Annotated in this window: 17 protein-coding genes; 13 read left to right on the top strand and 4 right to left on the bottom strand. The window is 39.8% G+C overall.

The window, feature by feature from the left end; all coding sequences use genetic code 11:
- Window positions 1–83 precede the first annotated feature (83 nt).
- The 12 genes from relA (at window position 84) to rpoS (ending at window position 12927) form a co-directional block, all read left to right on the top strand.
- Complete coding sequence (gene relA, locus R3X26_RS12280) at window positions 84–2309, top strand: GTP diphosphokinase (RefSeq protein ID WP_317717617.1); 2226 nt, start codon at window positions 84–86, stop codon at window positions 2307–2309.
- 70 nt (window positions 2310–2379) lie between these two features.
- Window positions 2380–3171 carry a nucleoside triphosphate pyrophosphohydrolase gene (gene mazG / locus R3X26_RS12285; protein ID WP_317717618.1) on the top strand — a complete coding sequence of 264 codons (792 nt, stop codon included), beginning with the start codon at window positions 2380–2382 and terminating at the stop codon, window positions 3169–3171.
- 420 nt (window positions 3172–3591) lie between these two features.
- Window positions 3592–5244 (top strand): CTP synthase, encoded by a 1653-nt coding sequence (locus R3X26_RS12290; protein ID WP_317717619.1) that lies wholly within the window; start codon window positions 3592–3594, stop codon window positions 5242–5244.
- A 78-nt stretch (window positions 5245–5322) separates the two neighbouring features.
- Window positions 5323–6621: a phosphopyruvate hydratase gene (eno, locus tag R3X26_RS12295; RefSeq protein WP_317717620.1), complete on the top strand. Its 1299-nt coding sequence runs from the start codon at window positions 5323–5325 to the stop codon at window positions 6619–6621.
- A 278-nt stretch (window positions 6622–6899) separates the two neighbouring features.
- The gene (gene ftsB, locus R3X26_RS12300; RefSeq protein WP_317717621.1) at window positions 6900–7181 is read left to right on the top strand and encodes a cell division protein FtsB; all 282 of its coding nucleotides are present in this window, start codon (window positions 6900–6902) and stop codon (window positions 7179–7181) included.
- A gap of 24 nt (window positions 7182–7205) precedes the next feature.
- Complete coding sequence (gene ispD / locus R3X26_RS12305; RefSeq protein WP_317717622.1) at window positions 7206–7913, top strand: 2-C-methyl-D-erythritol 4-phosphate cytidylyltransferase; 708 nt, start codon at window positions 7206–7208, stop codon at window positions 7911–7913.
- A gap of 50 nt (window positions 7914–7963) precedes the next feature.
- On the top strand, window positions 7964–8440 hold the full coding sequence (gene ispF / locus R3X26_RS12310) for a 2-C-methyl-D-erythritol 2,4-cyclodiphosphate synthase (RefSeq protein WP_317717623.1): 477 nt from the start codon (window positions 7964–7966) through the stop codon (window positions 8438–8440).
- Window positions 8441–8444: 4 nt separating this feature from the next.
- Window positions 8445–9533, top strand: coding sequence for a tRNA pseudouridine(13) synthase TruD (gene truD, locus R3X26_RS12315; RefSeq protein WP_317717624.1), 1089 nt, complete (start codon window positions 8445–8447; stop codon window positions 9531–9533).
- A gap of 3 nt (window positions 9534–9536) precedes the next feature.
- A complete protein-coding gene (surE, locus tag R3X26_RS12320; RefSeq protein ID WP_317717625.1) occupies window positions 9537–10289 on the top strand; it encodes a 5'/3'-nucleotidase SurE in 753 nt (250 codons plus the stop codon).
- A complete protein-coding gene (locus R3X26_RS12325; protein WP_317717626.1) occupies window positions 10282–10908 on the top strand; it encodes a protein-L-isoaspartate(D-aspartate) O-methyltransferase in 627 nt (208 codons plus the stop codon). Before surE ends, R3X26_RS12325 begins: the two co-directional genes overlap by 8 nt.
- A 3-nt stretch (window positions 10909–10911) precedes the next feature.
- Window positions 10912–11868 (top strand): peptidoglycan DD-metalloendopeptidase family protein, encoded by a 957-nt coding sequence (locus R3X26_RS12330; protein WP_317717627.1) that lies wholly within the window; start codon window positions 10912–10914, stop codon window positions 11866–11868.
- Between the two features lie 63 nt (window positions 11869–11931).
- Window positions 11932–12927 carry an RNA polymerase sigma factor RpoS gene (rpoS, locus tag R3X26_RS12335; protein ID WP_317717628.1) on the top strand — a complete coding sequence of 332 codons (996 nt, stop codon included), beginning with the start codon at window positions 11932–11934 and terminating at the stop codon, window positions 12925–12927.
- A 74-nt stretch (window positions 12928–13001) separates the two neighbouring features.
- On the opposite strand, the gene mutS is transcribed toward rpoS, so the two are convergent.
- Complete coding sequence (mutS, locus tag R3X26_RS12340; RefSeq protein ID WP_317717629.1) at window positions 13002–15563, bottom strand: DNA mismatch repair protein MutS; 2562 nt, start codon at window positions 15561–15563, stop codon at window positions 13002–13004.
- 265 nt (window positions 15564–15828) lie between these two features.
- Here mutS and pncC point away from each other — a divergent pair, with 265 nt between their 5' ends.
- Window positions 15829–16311, top strand: a complete 483-nt coding sequence (gene pncC / locus R3X26_RS12345) for a nicotinamide-nucleotide amidase (protein WP_317717630.1) — start codon at window positions 15829–15831, stop codon at window positions 16309–16311.
- Between the two features lie 87 nt (window positions 16312–16398).
- On the opposite strand, the gene R3X26_RS12350 is transcribed toward pncC, so the two are convergent.
- The 3 genes from R3X26_RS12350 to R3X26_RS12360 form a co-directional block, all read right to left on the bottom strand.
- Window positions 16399–17019, bottom strand: a complete 621-nt coding sequence (locus tag R3X26_RS12350) for a TRIC cation channel family protein (RefSeq protein WP_317717631.1) — start codon at window positions 17017–17019, stop codon at window positions 16399–16401.
- 79 nt (window positions 17020–17098) lie between these two features.
- Window positions 17099–17926: a vitamin B12 ABC transporter substrate-binding protein BtuF gene (btuF, locus tag R3X26_RS12355; protein ID WP_317717632.1), complete on the bottom strand. Its 828-nt coding sequence runs from the start codon at window positions 17924–17926 to the stop codon at window positions 17099–17101.
- Between the two features lie 2 nt (window positions 17927–17928).
- Window positions 17929–18882, bottom strand: a complete 954-nt coding sequence (locus tag R3X26_RS12360; RefSeq protein ID WP_317717633.1) for a cobalamin biosynthesis family protein — start codon at window positions 18880–18882, stop codon at window positions 17929–17931.
- Window positions 18883–18886 lie beyond the last annotated feature (4 nt).

The following is an 18886-nucleotide window of genomic DNA, read 5'->3' on the forward strand; positions in this document are numbered from 1 at the left end:
GGTTTTAGGTAATTAACAAACATGGCGGGTGACAATAGATACAGCGGTAATGCCTGTCTTGAATTGAAAAGTTGGGAAATGACATGGTTGCGGTACGCAGTGCGCACTTAAATAAAGATGAAAAGTTTGAACTAGAAGCTTGGGTGACCAGCTTAGAGCAAGATCAAAAAACCAGCAAACGACTAGTAGAAGTCTATAAGCAGTGCCAAGCTCATTTAGAAGGACGAGAACAAGCACCGTTATTGCTTTGGCGTGGTCGTGAAATGATCGAAATTTTGATCACTTTATCTATGGATAGAGCGACCCTGATTGCCGCACAGTTATTTCCTGTCGTCTCTAGTGGTTTTTTCGAAAAAGAAGAACTAGAAGAGGTTTACGGTAAAGAGATCATTAAGCTCATCGATGGTGTGGAAGAAATGGCGGCTATCGGTCAGCTGAATGTAACATTTGAAGGTGCAGCAGCATCTGGCCAAATAGATAATGTGCGCAGAATGTTGCTGGCAATGGTAGATGATTTTCGCTGCGTGATTATTAAATTAGCGGAACGTATTTGTAATCTACGTGAAGTAAAAGATAAACCAGAAGAAGTTCGTCAAATAGCCGCTAAAGAGTGCGCTAATATATATGCTCCTCTTGCTAATCGTTTAGGTATAGGTCAGTTGAAATGGGAGATTGAAGATTACGCTTTCCGTTATCAGCAATCTGATATTTACAAGCAAATAGCAAAACAGCTCTCAGAACGACGAATTGTGCGTGAAAAATATATCGATGACTTTGTTACCGATTTAATGTCTGAGATGAAAGCGACCAATATCAACGCGGAAGTAAGTGGACGGCCAAAACATATTTACAGTATTTGGCGCAAGATGCAGAAAAAAAATCTCGCTTTTGATGAACTATTTGATGTCCGTGCAGTGCGTATCATTGCTGATCAGATACAAGATTGTTATGCCGCTTTAGGAATTGTACATACAAAATACAAGCACCTTCCTAGCGAGTTTGACGACTATGTTGCTAACCCTAAACCTAATGGTTATCAATCTATTCATACCGTTATTCTTGGGCCTGAAGGAAAAACGATAGAAATTCAGATTAGAACCAAGCAAATGCATGAAGATTCTGAACTGGGTGTTGCTGCGCACTGGAAATACAAAGAAGGAGCGTCAAGTGGTGGACGTAGTGGCTACGACGAGAAAATCACTTGGCTCCGTAAGCTGATTGATTGGCAAGAAGAAATGTCAGATTCTGGTGAGATGCTAGATGAACTGCGTAGCCAAGTATTCGATGATAGAGTATATGCCTTTACGCCAAGAGGGGATGTGGTTGATTTGCCAATGGGTGCAACACCCCTTGATTTTGCTTACCACATTCACTCTGAAGTTGGACATCGTTGTATCGGAACCAAAGTCGGTGGACGAATTGTTCCATTTACGCACAAATTAGAAATGGGCGATCAGGTTGAAATTATTACCCAAAAAGAACCCAATCCATCGCGAGATTGGTTGAACTCATCTTTAGGTTTTGTCCATTCAAGTCGAGCTAGAGCGAAGATTAATGCTTGGTTTAGAAAAGAAAGTCGCGAGAAAAATATTGAAGCGGGTCGAGAAATTTTAGAGCTAGAGCTTACCAAAATAGGGGCAACATTAAAACATGCTGATGATTACGCCCTCAAGCGTTTTAATGTTAATACACCCGATGAGCTCTATGCAGGTATTGGTAGTGGTGATTTACGAATTAACCAAGTCATTAATCATATTAATGCATTAGTCAATAAGCCAACTGCCGAAGAGGAAGATAAGCAAGCTTTAGAGAAACTGCAAGAGCAAGGGGCTAAATCGTCTGTTCAAAATCGACCTCATAAAGATGCCATTGTAGTTGAAGGGGTTGATAACTTAATGTCGCATTTAGCAAGATGCTGTCAGCCAATTCCAGGAGATATCATTGCTGGGTATATTACCCAAGGTAGAGGTATTTCTGTGCATAGAAGTGATTGTGAGCAATTGGCTGAGCTACGATTACATGCTCCGGAGCGTATTATTGATACTGTTTGGGGGGGCTCTTATTCGGGGAACTTTATTCTCACTCTTCGAGTGGATGCGCTAGAACGCGGTGGATTACTTAAGGATATAACGACACTGTTAGCCAATGAGAAGCTAACAGTGTCGAGTATGAAAAGTCGGCATGATTATAAACGTCAGATGCTTATTATGGACTTCAATTTAGAAGTGAAAAATGTAGAGCTTCTTAGCCGGGTTATTTCTCGCATCGAACAAATTCGAGACGTTATTTCGGTAAGACGCTTACGTTAAAGCTCTTAAACTTAAATGCTAGTGATTTGAATAGAAAAAATAACCAGAATATAAAGTGAGAAACGAGTAAATGGCGGATAGCGTACAGCAACTTTTAAATATTATGTCTCAATTGCGTGACCCTGAAAAAGGCTGTCCTTGGGATTTAAAACAAAACTTCGACTCTATTATTCCACATACAATCGAAGAGACATTCGAAGTGGTAGATGCTATCAATAATAAAGATTGGCTCAACTTAAAAGAAGAACTTGGTGACGTGTTGTTTCAAGTGATTTTTTACAGTCAATTAGCGAAAGAACAACAGCTTTTTGAGTTTCACGATGTTGTGGAAACAGTGAATGAAAAGCTCATTCGTCGCCATCCTCATGTGTTTTCTGATCTAACACTTACCTCTGAACAAGAGATAAATGCCAATTGGGAGCGAGAAAAAGTGAAAGAAAAGGCCAAGTTGGGCAAAGTGGAACAGAGTATATTAGATTCTGTTCCTAAATCCCTTCCTGCTCTTGCTAAAGCTAATAAAATACAAAAGCGTTGTGCTAAGCATGGTTTTGATTGGGATACGATTGGACCTGTTGTGGATAAAGTAAAAGAAGAGTTAGATGAAGTGCTTGATGAAGTTCTCCAAGTCACTCCTGATGAAAAAGCGATTGAAGAAGAATTAGGCGACCTTCTTTTTGCTACCGTAAATTTAGTTCGTCACTTAGGCAAAGATCCAGAAGTCGCTTTGCGTAAAGCAAACGATAAATTTGAAACTCGCTTCAAAGGTGTTGAGCGTTTAGTTCGTGCGCAAGGAAAGCAATTGGATGATTTCAATCTAGACCAGTTAGATGCAATGTGGGACGAAGTTAAAAAAGGTCAATAATATTGATGTAATTATCATTATTATCAGAACAATTAGGAAAGTATCATCTGAAATTTTGTGAATAACATCTATAAACCATCAAATCGAATACTAAAATAACCGCGTAATTGTTTAACTTGTTTTAAATTTTAGACTGGTCGAAAGTTATACTCGGACCAGTTATCGATTACTTGCTTGTTTTACTCAACGGTAGCTATACTTCGTAACATAAGATAGTTGATTTGTATGCTTTAAATTAAGTAGGGATAAGCATCGACTAGTGATAGGCATAGGTTAATGACTTGTTGAATTGATTTGAAGCAAAAAATAAATTAACCAAGTGTGATAAGTTTCACGTTGTGGCGTTAAAGGGCTTCTGGTATATTTGCATCCCGTCCAGACAGCACCAATTTCCCTCATTCAACCAATTTCAGGTTAAACATGACGACAAATTACATTTTTGTTACTGGCGGGGTGGTATCCTCACTAGGTAAAGGTATTGCAGCCGCATCTCTTGCGGCTATTTTAGAAGCTCGTGGTCTCAAAGTGACCATGATGAAGCTTGACCCTTATATCAACGTTGATCCCGGCACTATGAGCCCAATTCAACATGGTGAAGTATTTGTTACCGAAGACGGTGCAGAAACCGATCTCGATCTTGGTCATTATGAACGATTCATTCGTACCAAAATGAGCAAGCGCAACAACTTTACTGCTGGCCGTGTTTATGCTGACGTACTTAGAAAAGAGCGTCGTGGTGATTACTTGGGTGCAACAATTCAAGTTATACCTCACATTACTAATGCGATTAAAGATCGTGTTTACGATGGCGCTGAAGGCCATGACATTGCTATAGTTGAGGTTGGCGGTACGGTTGGTGATATCGAATCTCTGCCATTTATGGAAGCTATTCGTCAGTTAGCAGCAGAAGTAGGTCGTGAACGAGCTATGTTTATGCACTTGACTTTAGTACCTTATTTAGCCGCTGCCGGTGAAGTGAAAACTAAGCCAACTCAGCATTCTGTAAAAGAATTACTTTCTATTGGTATCCAGCCAGATATTTTAGTTTGTCGTAGTGATCGTATGATCCCTGCAAATGAACGTAAAAAAATAGCACTTTTCTGTAACGTCCCAGAAAAAGCTGTTATCTCAATGAAAGACGTAGATTCTATCTACAAAATCCCTCAATTGATCAAAGCTCAAGCATTAGATGATCTTGTCTGTGCTCGTTTTGGAATTCAAGCACCAGAAGCGGATCTGTCAGAGTGGGAACAAGTTATCTATGAAGAAGCAAATCCTACCGCGGATGTAACCGTTGGAATGGTTGGTAAATATATAGAACTTCCAGATGCTTATAAATCGGTTAACGAAGCACTTAAACATGCAGGGTTGAAAAACCGCTTAAATGTCACCATTAAATATGTCGACTCACAAGATGTAGAGAACAAAGGTGAAGAAATGTTCGCAGATTTAGATGCGATTCTTGTACCTGGTGGTTTTGGTGATCGTGGCATCGAAGGTAAAATCCTTGCCGCTAAATATGCGCGTGAAAATAACGTGCCTTATTTAGGGATTTGTTTAGGTATGCAAGTGGCTCTAATCGAATTTGCAAGAAATGTTGCTGGCCTTGAAGGCGCGCATTCAACAGAATTTAACAAAGACACAAAGTATCCCGTGGTAGGATTAATTACCGAATGGGTCGATGGTGAAGGTAAGGTTGAAGAACGTACTGAGCAATCTGACTTAGGTGGTACTATGCGTCTCGGCTCTCAGCTTTGTCATCTTGAAAAAGGCACACTAGCTAAAGAGTTATACGGTAGCGCGACAATTCATGAACGTCACCGTCACCGTTATGAAGTAAACAACAATCTTCGTCCTCAGATTGAAAAAGCCGGTTTAAAAGTATCAGGCTTGTCTGCAGATAAAAAGCTTGTTGAGGTAATTGAGAACCCAAATCATCCATGGTTTGTTGCCTCTCAGTTCCACCCTGAATTCACGTCTACGCCTCGCGATGGACATCCGTTGTTCGCTGGCTTTATTAAAGCAGCTGGTCAATATCAACGTGGTGAATTCGATACAGAACAGAGTAAGTAATACAAGAATCCGGATAACGACACATGAAGTGTGGTTATTCTTAGTTTTGACATAAAAATTGAACGAGAGGAAACATCAATGTCTAAGATCGTTAAAGTTCTAGGTCGTGAAATCATCGACTCACGTGGTAACCCAACAGTAGAAGCTGAAGTACACCTAGAAGGCGGTTTCGTCGGTATGGCTGCAGCTCCATCTGGTGCATCTACTGGTTCTCGCGAAGCTCTTGAGTTACGTGACGGTGATAAAGCACGTTTCCTAGGTAAAGGTGTTCTTAAAGCGGTTGAAGCAGTAAACGGTACAATTGCTGAAGCTCTAGTTGGTAAAGATGCTAAAGCTCAAGCTGAAGTTGATCAAATTATGATCGATTTGGATGGTACAGAAAACAAAGCTAAATTTGGTGCTAACGCAATCCTAGCGGTTTCTCTTGCAAACGCAAAAGCAGCAGCAGCGGCTAAAGGTATGCCTTTATTCGAGCACATTGCAGAACTTAATGGTACTGCTGGTCAGTTCTCTATGCCTCTTCCAATGATGAACATCATCAATGGTGGTGAGCACGCTGATAACAACGTTGATATCCAAGAATTCATGATTCAACCTGTTGGTGCTTCAACTCTTAAAGAAGCTTTACGTATCGGTGCTGAAGTATTCCACAACCTAGCGAAAGTACTTAAAGCTAAAGGCCTAAGCACAGCAGTTGGTGATGAAGGTGGTTTTGCTCCTAACCTAGAATCTAATGCTGCGGCTCTAGCTGCAATCAAAGAAGCAGTAGAACTTGCAGGTTACGAGTTAGGTAAAGACGTAACACTTGCGATGGATTGTGCTGCATCTGAGTTCTATGACAAAGAAGCTGGAAACTACAACATGAAAGGTGAAGGTAAAGTCTTCACTTCAGAAGAGTTTAACTTCTACTTGCAAGATCTTGCTAACCAGTACCCAATCGTATCTATTGAAGATGGTCTTGACGAATCAGATTGGGATGGCTTTAAGCATCAAACTGAACTTCTAGGTGACAAACTTCAACTAGTTGGTGATGATCTATTCGTTACAAACACTAAGATTCTTGCTGAAGGTATTGAGAAAGGCGTTGCTAACTCTATCCTTATCAAGTTTAACCAAATTGGTTCTTTAACAGAAACTTTGGCTGCTATCAAAATGGCTAAAGATGCTGGTTATACTGCTGTTATCTCTCACCGTTCTGGTGAAACAGAAGATGCAACTATTGCTGATTTAGCAGTAGGTACTGCTGCTGGTCAAATCAAAACAGGTTCTATGAGCCGTTCTGACCGTGTTGCTAAGTACAACCAACTTATCCGTATCGAAGAAGCTCTAGGTGCACGTGCACCTTTCAATGGCCTTAAAGAAGTTAAAGGTCAATAATCCTTATTTTTAAGGTGATTTGATTACTAATTAAGTCAAAATTTATGCAATAAGCGCCTCTAATTTTTAGGGGCGCTTTTTTTACTTGTAAGTTCGCCACTATTACATCTGAAGTATTATTTAAGCCAAAAGAACGTTATCTAAATTAAAAGATCATTATCTAGAGAAAAAACGTTGTCTAGATGAATAGTGATTCTGTCAAACCTAGTCTCAATCAAGCATTTATGATATATATACAAGCATATTTCCCTCTAATTAATCCATGAGAACTCTCTAGCGTGCGTTTATTCACTCTTGCCCTTTTACTGTTACTGGCTGTGTTGTTTTATACTCTTGTGTGGGGGAAAAACGGCATACTAGAACATCAACAAGTATTGAACGAAATTGAAGTTCAGCAGTTGGTAAATAAAGAGCTATCTGATAGAAATGCAAAAATGTTTGCAGAGATAGAAGATCTCAAGCAAGGACTCGATGCGATAGAAGAAAGAGCAAGAAACGAATTAGGTATGGTGAAAGAGGGTGAAACGTTTTACCGAATTATTGATGAAAATGCTCAATAGAACGAATGAGTAAGTAAAATAGTGATGCAAATAAATAATAAATTTTATGCCATTGTTCCAGCGGCAGGTATTGGTCGCAGAATGAAGACGGATTGCCCTAAGCAATATCTTCAATTGCATAATAAGACAATCTTACAACATACGGTTGATAAATTATTAGCTCATCCTCTTATTGATAAAGTCATTGTCGCTATCTCAGAAGGTGACGAATATTTTCCTGAACTTTCATTAGCCTCAAATAATAACGTTATTCGAGTTGTTGGTGGTCAAGAGCGCGCAGATTCAGTGTTATCTGGATTGAATTACGTCCTCAAACATATTAACCAGCCCCAATCTTGGGTGTTAGTACATGATGCCGCTAGACCATGTGTTCGTTTAAGTGATATAGACAAGTTAATTACAGAAGTCGTTCAAACCAACATCGGTGGTATTTTAGCCGCTCCTGTGCGTGACACGATGAAACGTGGTAACGGTCAAGATGTGATTCATGAGACAGTGAATAGAGTCGACCTCTGGCATGCGTTAACTCCACAAATGTTCAGAGCTCAACCTTTATATGATGCTTTATCTTTAGCGTTGGAAGCTAAGATTAATATTACTGATGAAGCTTCGGCAATGGAATGGACTGGTGTAAAACCTAAATTAGTTGTAGGAAGGGCGGATAACTTTAAAATAACTCAACCGGAAGACTTAGCATTAGCTGCTTTTTATTTAAGTGAAAATTCAATTTAACCACAACTTATTGAGCATAAAGTATTTGAATTTGTAATAAGGAAAAAGAAATGATCCGAATTGGTCATGGTTTTGATGTCCATAAGTTTGGTGGCACGGGACCTGTTATTATAGGTGGTGTCGAGGTTCCTTATGAGCAAGGTTTACTTGCTCATTCTGATGGCGATGTGGCGTTACATGCTTTAACCGATGCTCTATTAGGCGCAATAGCAGAAGGTGATATTGGTCGTCATTTTCCAGATACGGATCAAAAATGGAAAGGAGCGAATAGTCGCGACTTGATGAAAGAAGTCTATCGATTAGTGCAACAAAAAGGTTATAAAATCGGCAATCTAGATGTCACTATCATTGCTCAAGCACCCAAAATGCTACCGTTTATTCAATCTATGCGTGAAGCTATTGCGTTAGATTTAGAAACGACTATTGACAATGTTAATGTAAAAGCAACAACAACAGAGAAGCTTGGTTTTACCGGACGAAAAGAAGGTATTGCTTGTGAAGCGGTTGTTTTATTAAAGAAGATATAAATTAATGACAGATATTCTTGCCGAATTGGCATATTTACATGGAAAGCCTACTTGTAAAGCGAAGCTAAAAGCTAAGCCCGAGCACTTTGTCGTCAAAGAGCAATTGGGCTTTGACTTTTCAGGCTCAGGCGAACACTTGATGATTAAGGTTCGTAAAACTGGCGAAAATACCAGTTTCGTCGCCAATGAATTAGCAAAAGTATGTGGTGTTAAATCAAAAGACATGGGTTGGGCTGGTCAAAAAGACAGACATGCAGTAACGGAACAATGGTTAAGTGTTTATTTACCTAAAGCTGATACGCCAGATTTTACTGCATTTGAAAAGCAATACCCAAGTATTCAAATCCTTGAAACTACTAGGCATAATAAAAAACTTCGTCCCGGTGATTTAAGTGGTAATCAGTTTCAAGTGACTTTGTCGGAAGTAAGCGATATTTCAAGTTTAGAGTCGAAAATAAAGCAAGTCATAGAAAAAGGCGTGCCGAATTACTTTGGTTCACAACGTTTTGGTCGTGCAGGTAATAACTTAACAGAAGCTCGACGTTGGGGAAAAGAGAACGTTAGAAGTAAAAATCAGAATAAACGCAGTTTATACCTTTCTACGGCTCGCTCTTGGATCTTCAATCAAATAGTATCCAAACGGATAAACGTCAATCAATTATCTAGTTTGATGTTAGGTGATATTGTCCGTCTAAATACTAGTGTTAGTCTAGATGATATAGCTAATAACAATGAGTCGGTTATTGTTATTGATAACGATAATCTAACTGCAATGCAGGCGGAAATAGCTCTTGATAACGTAGTGTTAACGGCTGCTTTGGTAGGGGATAACTCTTTGCCAACCAAACAAGATGCGCTTTGTCTTGAACAAGAATTTATAGATGCAGAACCGGATTTAATGGCTTTAATTCGTAGTAATAGAATGCGTCATGATAGACGAGACGTGTTATTAAAGCCTTCTGATTTTAGCTATACAATAAAAGATGATATGGCGGTACTATGTTTCTCATTGAGCTCTGGTAGTTTTGCAACTTCCATTGTCAGAGAATTGATTGAAGAAATTCCTGTAGAGCGCCACTTCAACGAAGGATAAGTAATGAAGATTCTACTCAGTAATGATGACGGAGTGCATGCCGATGGTATTAAAGCCTTGGCTGACTGTTTAAAAGATATCGCTGATATCATCATTGTTGCCCCCGATAGAAATCGTTCAGGTGCTTCAAATTCGTTAACACTTGAAAATCCATTAAGAGTGATTGAAATTGAACCTAATTGGTATTCGGTTCAAGGTACTCCAACAGATTGTGTTCACTTTGCGCTTAATGAACTACTCAAAGATGATTTACCTGATTTAGTGCTTTCTGGAATTAATCATGGTGCTAATTTAGGTGATGATGTGTTGTATTCTGGAACCGTTGCTGCGGCCATGGAAGGACATTTTTTAGGCGTTCAGTCTATAGCCTTTTCGTTGGTTGGACACCAACATTTTACGACTGCAGCAAGAGTTGTTCGTACAATAGTAGAGCAACATCTTCAGTCGCCAATTCCGACTAATCGTCTGCTTAACGTGAATATACCAGATAGACCTTTTTCAGAACTTACAGGTCAAGTTGTGACTCGTCTTGGTGCTCGTCATCATGCAGAGAATATGATTAAGCAAAAAGATCCTAGAGGACAAGATGTGTACTGGTTAGGCCCCCCAGGTCAACAGCAAGATGCTGGAGAAGGCACAGATTTTCACGCGGTAGAACATGGTATGGTTTCTGTTACTCCACTACAAGTTGATTTAACTGCGCATGAATCGATTAGAAGCATGACATCTTGGTTAGAAGGTGGTAGCAATGAGTAATCCTCAGGCAAATCGCTTAGTTGAATTCCTTTGCTCGAATGGGATTCAATGCCCTAAAGTACTCGATGCAATTAGAAGAGTACCGAGAGAGTATTTTATTTCGGAAGCATTAATGCATCAAGCATATGATAATAATGCCTTACCTATTGGTCATGGACAGACGATTTCACAACCTTATATTGTGGCAAGGATGACAGAGTTACTGCAGCTTGAATCTGGATCAAAACTACTAGAAATTGGGACCGGATCAGGCTACCAGACGGCAGTATTAGCCCAAATGGTAGATAAAGTTTATTCCGTTGAACGTATAAAATCATTGCAGTGGGATGCTAAAAGACGCCTAAAACTATTAGATATCTATAATGTTGTCACCAAACATGCAGATGGTTGGAAAGGTTGGCCGACTCAAGCCCCTTTTGATGCCATTGTTGTTACTGCAGCAGCAGCGCAAGTGCCACAAGATTTGTTAGCTCAATTAGCTGATAATGGTCGTTTAGTTATTCCTGTTGGTGAAGAAAACCAACAGTTATTGAAAATAGTTAGGCAAGGTAATGAATTTGTCTCTTCAGTTATAGAAACAGTTCGTTTTGTTCCCTTAGTTGCAGGTGATTTAGCGTAGAACATGACAAATAATTTGAAGTTGGTATCGATAGTCGCTGTTTATAGCACGTTACTCATAGGGTGTGCTGCAACGACTCCTGCGCCAGTTTCAAGTATTCATAAAGACTATAACTCCATAGAAAGAGGCAGTTATAGAGGGAGTTATTATGAAGTCAAAAAAGGAGATACGCTTTATTTTATAGCCTATGTCACAGATAAGAATGTAAACGATCTTATTCGTTACAATGATTTATCCGCACCTTATACGATTAGACCCGGTGAGAAACTAAAATTATGGCAACCTGTTTATGCCGGTTCTGAGTATGGAAAGTCGAGAACGAAAGCCTCTTCAACCCCTGCTGTATCAGTAACCGCAGTGAATACGGTAAACCCTAGTCCTAAGGTTTCATCAATTCCTGAAGCAAACTCATCCCCTAAAGTTGCAAGTAAATCATCAGTTTCGCCTAAAAAACCAACATCAAATAATTCAAAGGCGACTAAAAATACTAACAGTAAGGCTGTTGATCAGAGCAAATCAAAAGAGTATGTTGAACCTAAGAGTAAACAAAATGTTAATAAAACTGTTAATAAAGTAGAGCCAACTAATAATAAAATCAACGACTGGCTCTGGCCAACTAAAGGGAGGATAATTAAGAAATTTTCTGTGGGAGAACAAGGAAACAAAGGTATTGATATAGCAGGGCAGCGAGGTCAATCTATTGTTTCTACGGCAAGCGGGAAAGTTGTTTACTCTGGAAATGCACTACGAGGTTACGGCAATTTAATTATTGTAAAACATAATGATAACTACTTGAGTGCATATGCTCACAACGAACGTTTGCTAGTAAGTGAAGGACAAAATGTTTCAGCAGGACAAAAAATCGCCACCATGGGGAGTTCTGGCAGCAATAGCGTAAGGTTACATTTTGAAATTCGTTACCAAGGTAAGTCTGTTAATCCAAATAGGTACTTGCCTTAAGATAAAATTAATTCAGCGACATTTATAAAGGAATGTCTTGCTAGCTCGCCAAGGGGAGGCTCTATGAGTATCAGCAATGCAGTAGAAAAAGTCGAAGAGTTTGAGATCAACCAACAGAGTGCAGCAACCTCTAATTCTGATCTTGCTAAATCAACTAAACCCACACAACATTCAACCAAGAAAAAACCACAAGAAGAGTTCGAAGCAACTGCTAAAACACTAGATGCAACTCAACTTTATCTTGGAGAAATTGGTTTTTCACCATTATTAACCGCCGAAGAAGAAGTTCTATACGCTCGCAGAGCATTGCGCGGAGATGAAGCCGCTCGTAAACGTATGATCGAAAGCAACTTGCGTCTTGTCGTGAAAATTTCCCGTCGTTATAGTAATCGTGGACTTGCCTTACTTGATCTTATTGAAGAAGGTAATTTAGGGCTTATACGAGCAGTCGAAAAATTTGATCCTGAGCGCGGATTTAGATTCTCAACTTATGCTACCTGGTGGATACGCCAGACAATAGAAAGAGCACTGATGAATCAAACCAGAACGATCCGTTTACCCATTCATGTTGTTAAAGAACTTAACATATATTTAAGAACTGCCCGTGAACTTTCTCAGAAACTTGATCATGAACCAACAGCGGAAGAGATAGCTGAAAAACTCGACAAGCCAGTCAGTGATGTAAATAAAATGCTTCGGTTAAATGAGAGGGTGAGTTCTGTCGATACGCCTATGGGGGGCGATGGCGAAAAAGCGTTATTAGATATAATCCCTGATACTAACCATTCAGATCCAGAAGTATCAACTCAAGATGATGATATTAAAAGTTCACTTGTTAATTGGTTAGATGAATTGAATTCTAAGCAAAAAGAAGTACTTGCGAGACGATTTGGTTTATTAGGCTATGAGCCATCAACGTTAGAAGAAGTTGGTCGAGAAATAAATCTAACTCGAGAACGAGTACGTCAAATACAAGTGGAAGGTTTGCGTAGACTACGAGAAATTCTTATTAAGCAAGGGCTTAATATGGAGTCACTGTTTGATGTTGAGCAGATATAAGACGTATAGACTCGCTTAACTGTTATAAATAAGGGCGTTGCGATTGTAAAATTCGCAACGCCCTTTTTGTCCACTTAAATAAGCTTTTTTAAACGATACAGTTCATCTAGTGCTTGTCTTGGAGTTAATTCATCAGGGTCAATATTAGCAATGGCTTGTTCCACTTCACTCGGTTCTGGAATTAAACTCAGTTGATTGGCGATATCAACGTTAGTAGGGGTGTTGTTTGGTTGATCGGTGAATTTTTCCAGCTGTTTTAATTTAGCTCGAGCATTTTTAATCACGGTTTTAGGCACGCCAGCTAAACCTGCAACGGCTAACCCGTAAGACTTGCTTGCTGCGCCTTCTTGCACTGCATGCATAAAGGCAATACTCTCACCATGTTCAACCGCATCTAAGTGAACATTGGCCAGATGGTCTACTAGATTCGGCAGTTCGGTTAATTCAAAATAATGCGTTGCGAACAAAGTCATAGAGCCAATTTGATTAGCCAGCCATTCCGCACTCGCCCAAGCAAGCGATAAGCCATCGTAAGTACTTGTTCCTCGACCTATTTCATCCATTAATACTAGGCTATGTGGAGTGGCATTATGCAAAATATTAGCGGTTTCTGTCATTTCGACCATAAAGGTTGAACGGCCAGAAGCAAGATCGTCTGAGGCACCTATTCGGGTGAAAATACGGTCAATAGATCCTATTTCAGCTTGGTCTGCAGGAACATATGAACCAATATGAGCTAATAATACGATAAGTGCAGTTTGGCGCATATAGGTGGATTTACCCCCCATATTAGGCCCTGTAATGATCAACATCTTCCGCTTTGAGTTAAGCTTGATAGGGTTGGCAATAAAAGGTTCATCCATTACCTGCTCGACTACAGGGTGCCGACCATTTTTTATTTCAATGCCAACTGAGTCGGTCATTTGTGGACGACAAAAATTTAAGCTATCTGCGCGTTCGGCTAGATTCTGCAAAACATCTAATTGAGAAACGGCAGAAGCAAGGTTTTGCAATGCTTCTAACCGAGGTAAAAGTAGATCAAATAACTGTTCCCAAAGTCGCTTTTCAATCGCAAGTGCTTTTGATTTAGAGCTTAAAACTTTGTCTTCGTGTTCTTTCAACTCCGGTATAATATAGCGTTCAGCATTTTTTAAGGTTTGACGACGAACATAGTATGGTGGGACTAAATGGCTTTGGCCACGACTTACCTGAATATAAAAACCATGAACATTGTTGAAGCCAACTTTTAACGTATCGATCCCATGTCGCTCTCGTTCTTCGGCTTCCATCTTTTCTAAATACTCAGTTGCTCCGTCTGCCAGTGAGCGCCATTCATCTAGCTCTTCATTGTAACCCTGAGCGATTACTCCACCATCTCTAATCACCACTGGTGGGTTTTCTTTGATCGCTTTCTCTAGTAAAGCACTCATTTCATCCATCGGTTTACAATAAAGGGCTAACTTTGTGAGATAAGAATGAGATAAGTTTTGCATAACTTCGGCAAGTTCGGGAAGCTGCTGTAAAGCATGGCGTAACTTGGCTAAATCTCTTGGTCTTGCTGTTCGAATAGCTAAACGAGCAATAATTCGTTCAATATCGCCGATCTGTTTTAAGATCGGTTTTATCTCTACAAATACAGCTTGATCTTTTATTTCCGTTATTGCGTCAAGACGTTGGTTTAAGGTTTCTTTACAACGAGTCGGTTGATGTAACCAACGCTGTAGCATGCGACTGCCCATTGCGGTCGAGCTATGGTCCATAACTGAGGCTAGAGTATTGTCATAGCCTCCAGATAGGTTTTGAGTTATCTCTAAATTTTTTCTGGTAGCAGCATCAAGAATAACTGAATTGTCTTGATTATCGAACGTCAATGATCGGATATGAGGGAGTGCCGTTTTTTGTGTATCTTTTACATATTGAATTAAGCATCCAGCAGCACATAAGCCGAGTTGAGCGTGCTCTACACCAAAACCAATAAGATCGCGTGTGGCAAATTGTTGATTTAGCTGTTGCTTGGCTGTATCAAGTTCAAACTCCCAAACAGGACGACGTCGGCTTCCTTTAACATTAGCCAGTATATCCATCGGTTCGAAATCTTCAGGGAAGAGAAGTTCTTTTGGTGAAGTGCGTTGAAGTTCGGCTAGCATAGCTTCTTGTGTTTCAGGTTCACAAAGCTGAAAGCGACCAGAGGTAATATCTAGGGTTGCATAACCAAATTTACCTTTAACATGGTAGATAGCGGCAATCAGATTATCAACTCTTTCCGACAACAAGGCTTCATCGGTTACCGTTCCCGGAGTAATGATTCGTATTACTTTACGTTCAACAGGGCCTTTACTGCTTGCTGGATCGCCAACTTGTTCGCAAATCGCCACCGATTCACCCAACTGGACAAGTTTGGCTAAATACCCTTCAACAGCATGAAAAGGAACGCCTGCCATAGGAATAGGTTCACCTGCGGAAGCTCCTCGCTTGGTGAGAGAGATATCTAAAAGTTGTGATGCTCTTTTTGCGTCATCATAGAAAAGTTCGTAAAAGTCACCCATACGATAAAACAATAATATTTCAGGGTTTTCCGCCTTTAACTTCAAATATTGTTGCATCATTGGCGTATGTGTCTGTGTCGCTTTTACCATGGTGGCCTTAGTCTTTTTTCTGGTCTATTTTTAGAAAGATTAAGGATACGTGAATAAAGAACACTGGCAAGATGAAATGTGTCGAATGGATCAAATAATAGTGCTGGAAATAGCTTGTTTTTACCTTATTTACGACTGAAATATATATCCTTTAAATGGCGATTAGAATCGAAACACCGAAATGAGTTCTTTGACATTATTGGTCAACTAGTTAGGATACGCGTTTAAACCATTCTAGTAAGGCTAATTTGAGGTTTTTTAAACGATGTTACAATTAACAGAATTAAGTACCACTGTCGGCAGTTTATTAACTGAAAAAAAACATATTTTAGTTACCGCTGAGTCGTGTACTGGAGGCGGTATCGCTGCAGCAATTACTGATATTTCTGGAAGTTCTGCTTGGTTTGATCGTTCATTTGTTACTTATAGCAATGAAGCAAAAATGGATATGCTTGCGGTTAACCCGAAAACCCTCAATACCTGTGGTGCAGTTAGTCAACAGACAGTAGAAGAGATGGCGGCCGGTGCATTAAGGTTTTCTAATGGCACGATCGCTATTTCTGTCAGTGGTATAGCGGGCCCTAATGGTGGAACTGAGCAAAAACCGGTAGGCACGGTGTGGTTTGGCTGGAAAATCCGCAATGAGGTTGAAATTCAAGAAATGGTCTGTTTTTCTGGTGATAGATCTCAAGTTCGGCAGCAAGCGTGTTGTCATGCACTCAAGCGTTTAATTGAATTGTTAAATTAAGTGCTTACTATATTAAGCTCTTTTCTTATATTAAATCTCTTTTGTTAGCTCAGCTCTAATTGAAAATAGCGTGCTGACTGTGCTTATTTATCGATGAAGAGCAAAAGTAGGTAAAGAAAGGTGCCATTTTATCGCGCCTAAACGAATTATTAAGGTTGAAAGCGCACCAGATAAAAAAGCCATCTTGTTACTGTAATCTAAATACAGAGCAGTAACATGAATGACGCCACCAATAATACACGCAGTCGCATACACTTCACTTCTTAGAACCATAGGGACTTCTCTTGCGAGAACGTCACGAATAATTCCTCCACCACAACCAGTAATAACTCCCATAATGACAGCGATTAAATAAGAATCTTGAAATAGTAGCGATTTTTCAACGCCAATACCGACAAAAGCACCTAAACCTATAGCGTCACAAACGGGTAGAACGAACCAAGGTAAACGACGTGGTCGACGAATGATTAACATAGTGCTTATACAAGTAAAAATAATTACCCATATATAGGTAGTATCGGTGATCCAGAATACAGGCGTTGCTCCCAAAGCCATATCTCTGATTGAGCCTCCACCAATTGCGGTCACACTGCCTAACACAATGACACCAAATGGATCCATTTTTAATCGCCCAGCGAGTAGTACGCCTGAAATGGCAAAAATTGCGGTACCAAATATGTCAATGAAATAGAGTAATGTCGAGTTCATACTTAATTAGAAAATGGCTTTCTGAGTCAATTAAGTGCGATTCTACTTTAATTTATCTGATGATGACGATGTATTTTTTCTAATTCTTGACGCTATGTGTATTTCTCACGATGTTTAAGTACTGGCATACTTGTTCAACCGCTTGTAAAGAGCGAGGAGTAGGGCGGTTTAACCAATCAGCATTTAATGACCATATAAAGTTATTTTCAACTGCTGGGATCTGGTTGTGCCACTGTTGCCATATTTTTGTGTCTTGTATTGTATGAGGTGAGGTGAAAATGACGTCAGGAGCAGAGACGATAACTTGTTCTATGCCTACTTGAGGGTAGGCAACAGGAGACTCTTCAAAGCTATTTTTTCCTCCACATAATGAAAATACTTCACTTGGCCAATGATTGTTTGCAATGGTGTAGATTGGCTTACTACTAAGTTGATAAAAATACTGCACTGAATCTAGGTTAGAATATTTGTTCTGGAGTTGGTGTAACTTATCTCTAAATTGTTGAGCGTTATTCTGGCCTACTGATGGGTCATCCGCATATTGGCTCAAGTCTTCAATTTTGTCGGCAATGTCAGCTAAATGGGTTGTGTCAGAATAATAGATAGTAAAGCCGAGTTGTTTCAATTGATTTAAGGCTTTAATCGAGCCACCTGAACGCCAAGCAACGATAAGCTCGGGATTGAGAGCCACAATGCGTTCTATATTCACACTGTTAAAGCTAGCCACTCTTTCAAGTAATTTAGCGCGTTCTGGATAGTCACTGTAAGCGCTTACTGCAATTAATTTATTTTCTAATCCTGCCGCATAAATCAATTCAGTTGAAGAGGGGGCAAGAGATATGATTCGTTCTATGGAGTAACTAAACAGAGCGATGGATAATAGCAATAGAAAAAGAAGAAAACGCATTTTTACAGCCCTTGATAGAAGAGAAACATCACAATACTTTGAATCACTATCCAAACGTATAATCGCCAAGCTAATAATTTTTGAATTTGTCCAATATGGAGTGCAGAAGGGGCAATACGACCACCTAGTTTTGCTCGAACGGTTTTTTTGTCGTTATAGATAGCAGGGCCACCTAATGAGAGTTCTAGTTTGTTACCTAAGGCAGACAGTAACAAAGCTGGACCTCGACTTGACCATGTTTTGCTTTGATGACCAACTAGAGTGACAATTTTATGCATGTTCTTGCCCACAACGATCATTAAGCTAAACAGACATAGTGGGATAAACTCGAATATTGCTAATATCCGTGCAGCAGGAAGGCCAAACGGTAGAAACTTAGATCGAGAAGGAGACCATGCTCTCGCTAATTCGGACATTAAACGAAACAGTAATGCCCCAATACCTCCTGTGAGTCCATACCAAAATACGACACAAACCACATTGCGTCCATATCCTAATATAATGGTTTCCGCACCCGCTTTACCTAAGCCTAATGCTGATAAGGTGGCGGTGTTTCGATTTAATCTCGGTTTTAAAAGACGACGAGCCAGCACTTTATCTTGTTTGGCTAGCGCATCAGTCAGTTGATGTCCTAATTTTTCACTATTACGCCAATCAATAGCGAGTAATAGTAAAGCCAAATCAAATAACTGCGGTTGCCAGACCAATGGTTTCAATGCGACCAACACTGCCAATGCAGGAATCATCATCAGCATCCAAGATAAGGAGCCTGAAATAAGGCTTTGCGAGTAGTGATTATTGACGTTGACTTTATCGGTAAGAATTTTGGCGAATGCACGCCACAATACTGTTGGATGTGACGAGATAGGAATAGGTACAACTAAATGGAACAACAGAGCGCCCCATAAAACTAATAGGGCGCCATTACTATATAGTTGGTCAAAAACCTGCTGCATAAAA

It is taken from the genome of Vibrio sp. TH_r3, from assembly GCF_033101115.1.
In the GTDB taxonomy this organism is placed as follows: domain Bacteria; phylum Pseudomonadota; class Gammaproteobacteria; order Enterobacterales; family Vibrionaceae; genus Vibrio.

Excerpts from the sequence above, each read along its gene's own strand:
- relA (WP_317717617.1), top strand. The coding sequence starts at position 84 with ATGGTTGCGGTACGCAGTGCGCACTTAAATAAAGATGAAAAGTTTGAA.
- mazG (WP_317717618.1), top strand. The coding sequence starts at position 2,380 with ATGGCGGATAGCGTACAGCAACTTTTAAATATTATGTCTCAATTGCGT.
- R3X26_RS12290 (WP_317717619.1), top strand. The coding sequence starts at position 3,592 with ATGACGACAAATTACATTTTTGTTACTGGCGGGGTGGTATCCTCACTA.
- eno (WP_317717620.1), top strand. The coding sequence starts at position 5,323 with ATGTCTAAGATCGTTAAAGTTCTAGGTCGTGAAATCATCGACTCACGT.
- ispD (WP_317717622.1), top strand. The coding sequence starts at position 7,206 with ATGCAAATAAATAATAAATTTTATGCCATTGTTCCAGCGGCAGGTATT.
- ispF (WP_317717623.1), top strand. The coding sequence starts at position 7,964 with ATGATCCGAATTGGTCATGGTTTTGATGTCCATAAGTTTGGTGGCACG.
- truD (WP_317717624.1), top strand. The coding sequence starts at position 8,445 with ATGACAGATATTCTTGCCGAATTGGCATATTTACATGGAAAGCCTACT.
- surE (WP_317717625.1), top strand. The coding sequence starts at position 9,537 with ATGAAGATTCTACTCAGTAATGATGACGGAGTGCATGCCGATGGTATT.
- R3X26_RS12325 (WP_317717626.1), top strand. The coding sequence starts at position 10,282 with ATGAGTAATCCTCAGGCAAATCGCTTAGTTGAATTCCTTTGCTCGAAT.
- R3X26_RS12330 (WP_317717627.1), top strand. The coding sequence starts at position 10,912 with ATGACAAATAATTTGAAGTTGGTATCGATAGTCGCTGTTTATAGCACG.
- rpoS (WP_317717628.1), top strand. The coding sequence starts at position 11,932 with ATGAGTATCAGCAATGCAGTAGAAAAAGTCGAAGAGTTTGAGATCAAC.
- mutS (WP_317717629.1), bottom strand. The coding sequence starts at position 15,563 with ATGGTAAAAGCGACACAGACACATACGCCAATGATGCAACAATATTTG.
- pncC (WP_317717630.1), top strand. The coding sequence starts at position 15,829 with ATGTTACAATTAACAGAATTAAGTACCACTGTCGGCAGTTTATTAACT.
- R3X26_RS12350 (WP_317717631.1), bottom strand. The coding sequence starts at position 17,019 with ATGAACTCGACATTACTCTATTTCATTGACATATTTGGTACCGCAATT.
- btuF (WP_317717632.1), bottom strand. The coding sequence starts at position 17,926 with ATGCGTTTTCTTCTTTTTCTATTGCTATTATCCATCGCTCTGTTTAGT.
- R3X26_RS12360 (WP_317717633.1), bottom strand. The coding sequence starts at position 18,882 with ATGCAGCAGGTTTTTGACCAACTATATAGTAATGGCGCCCTATTAGTT.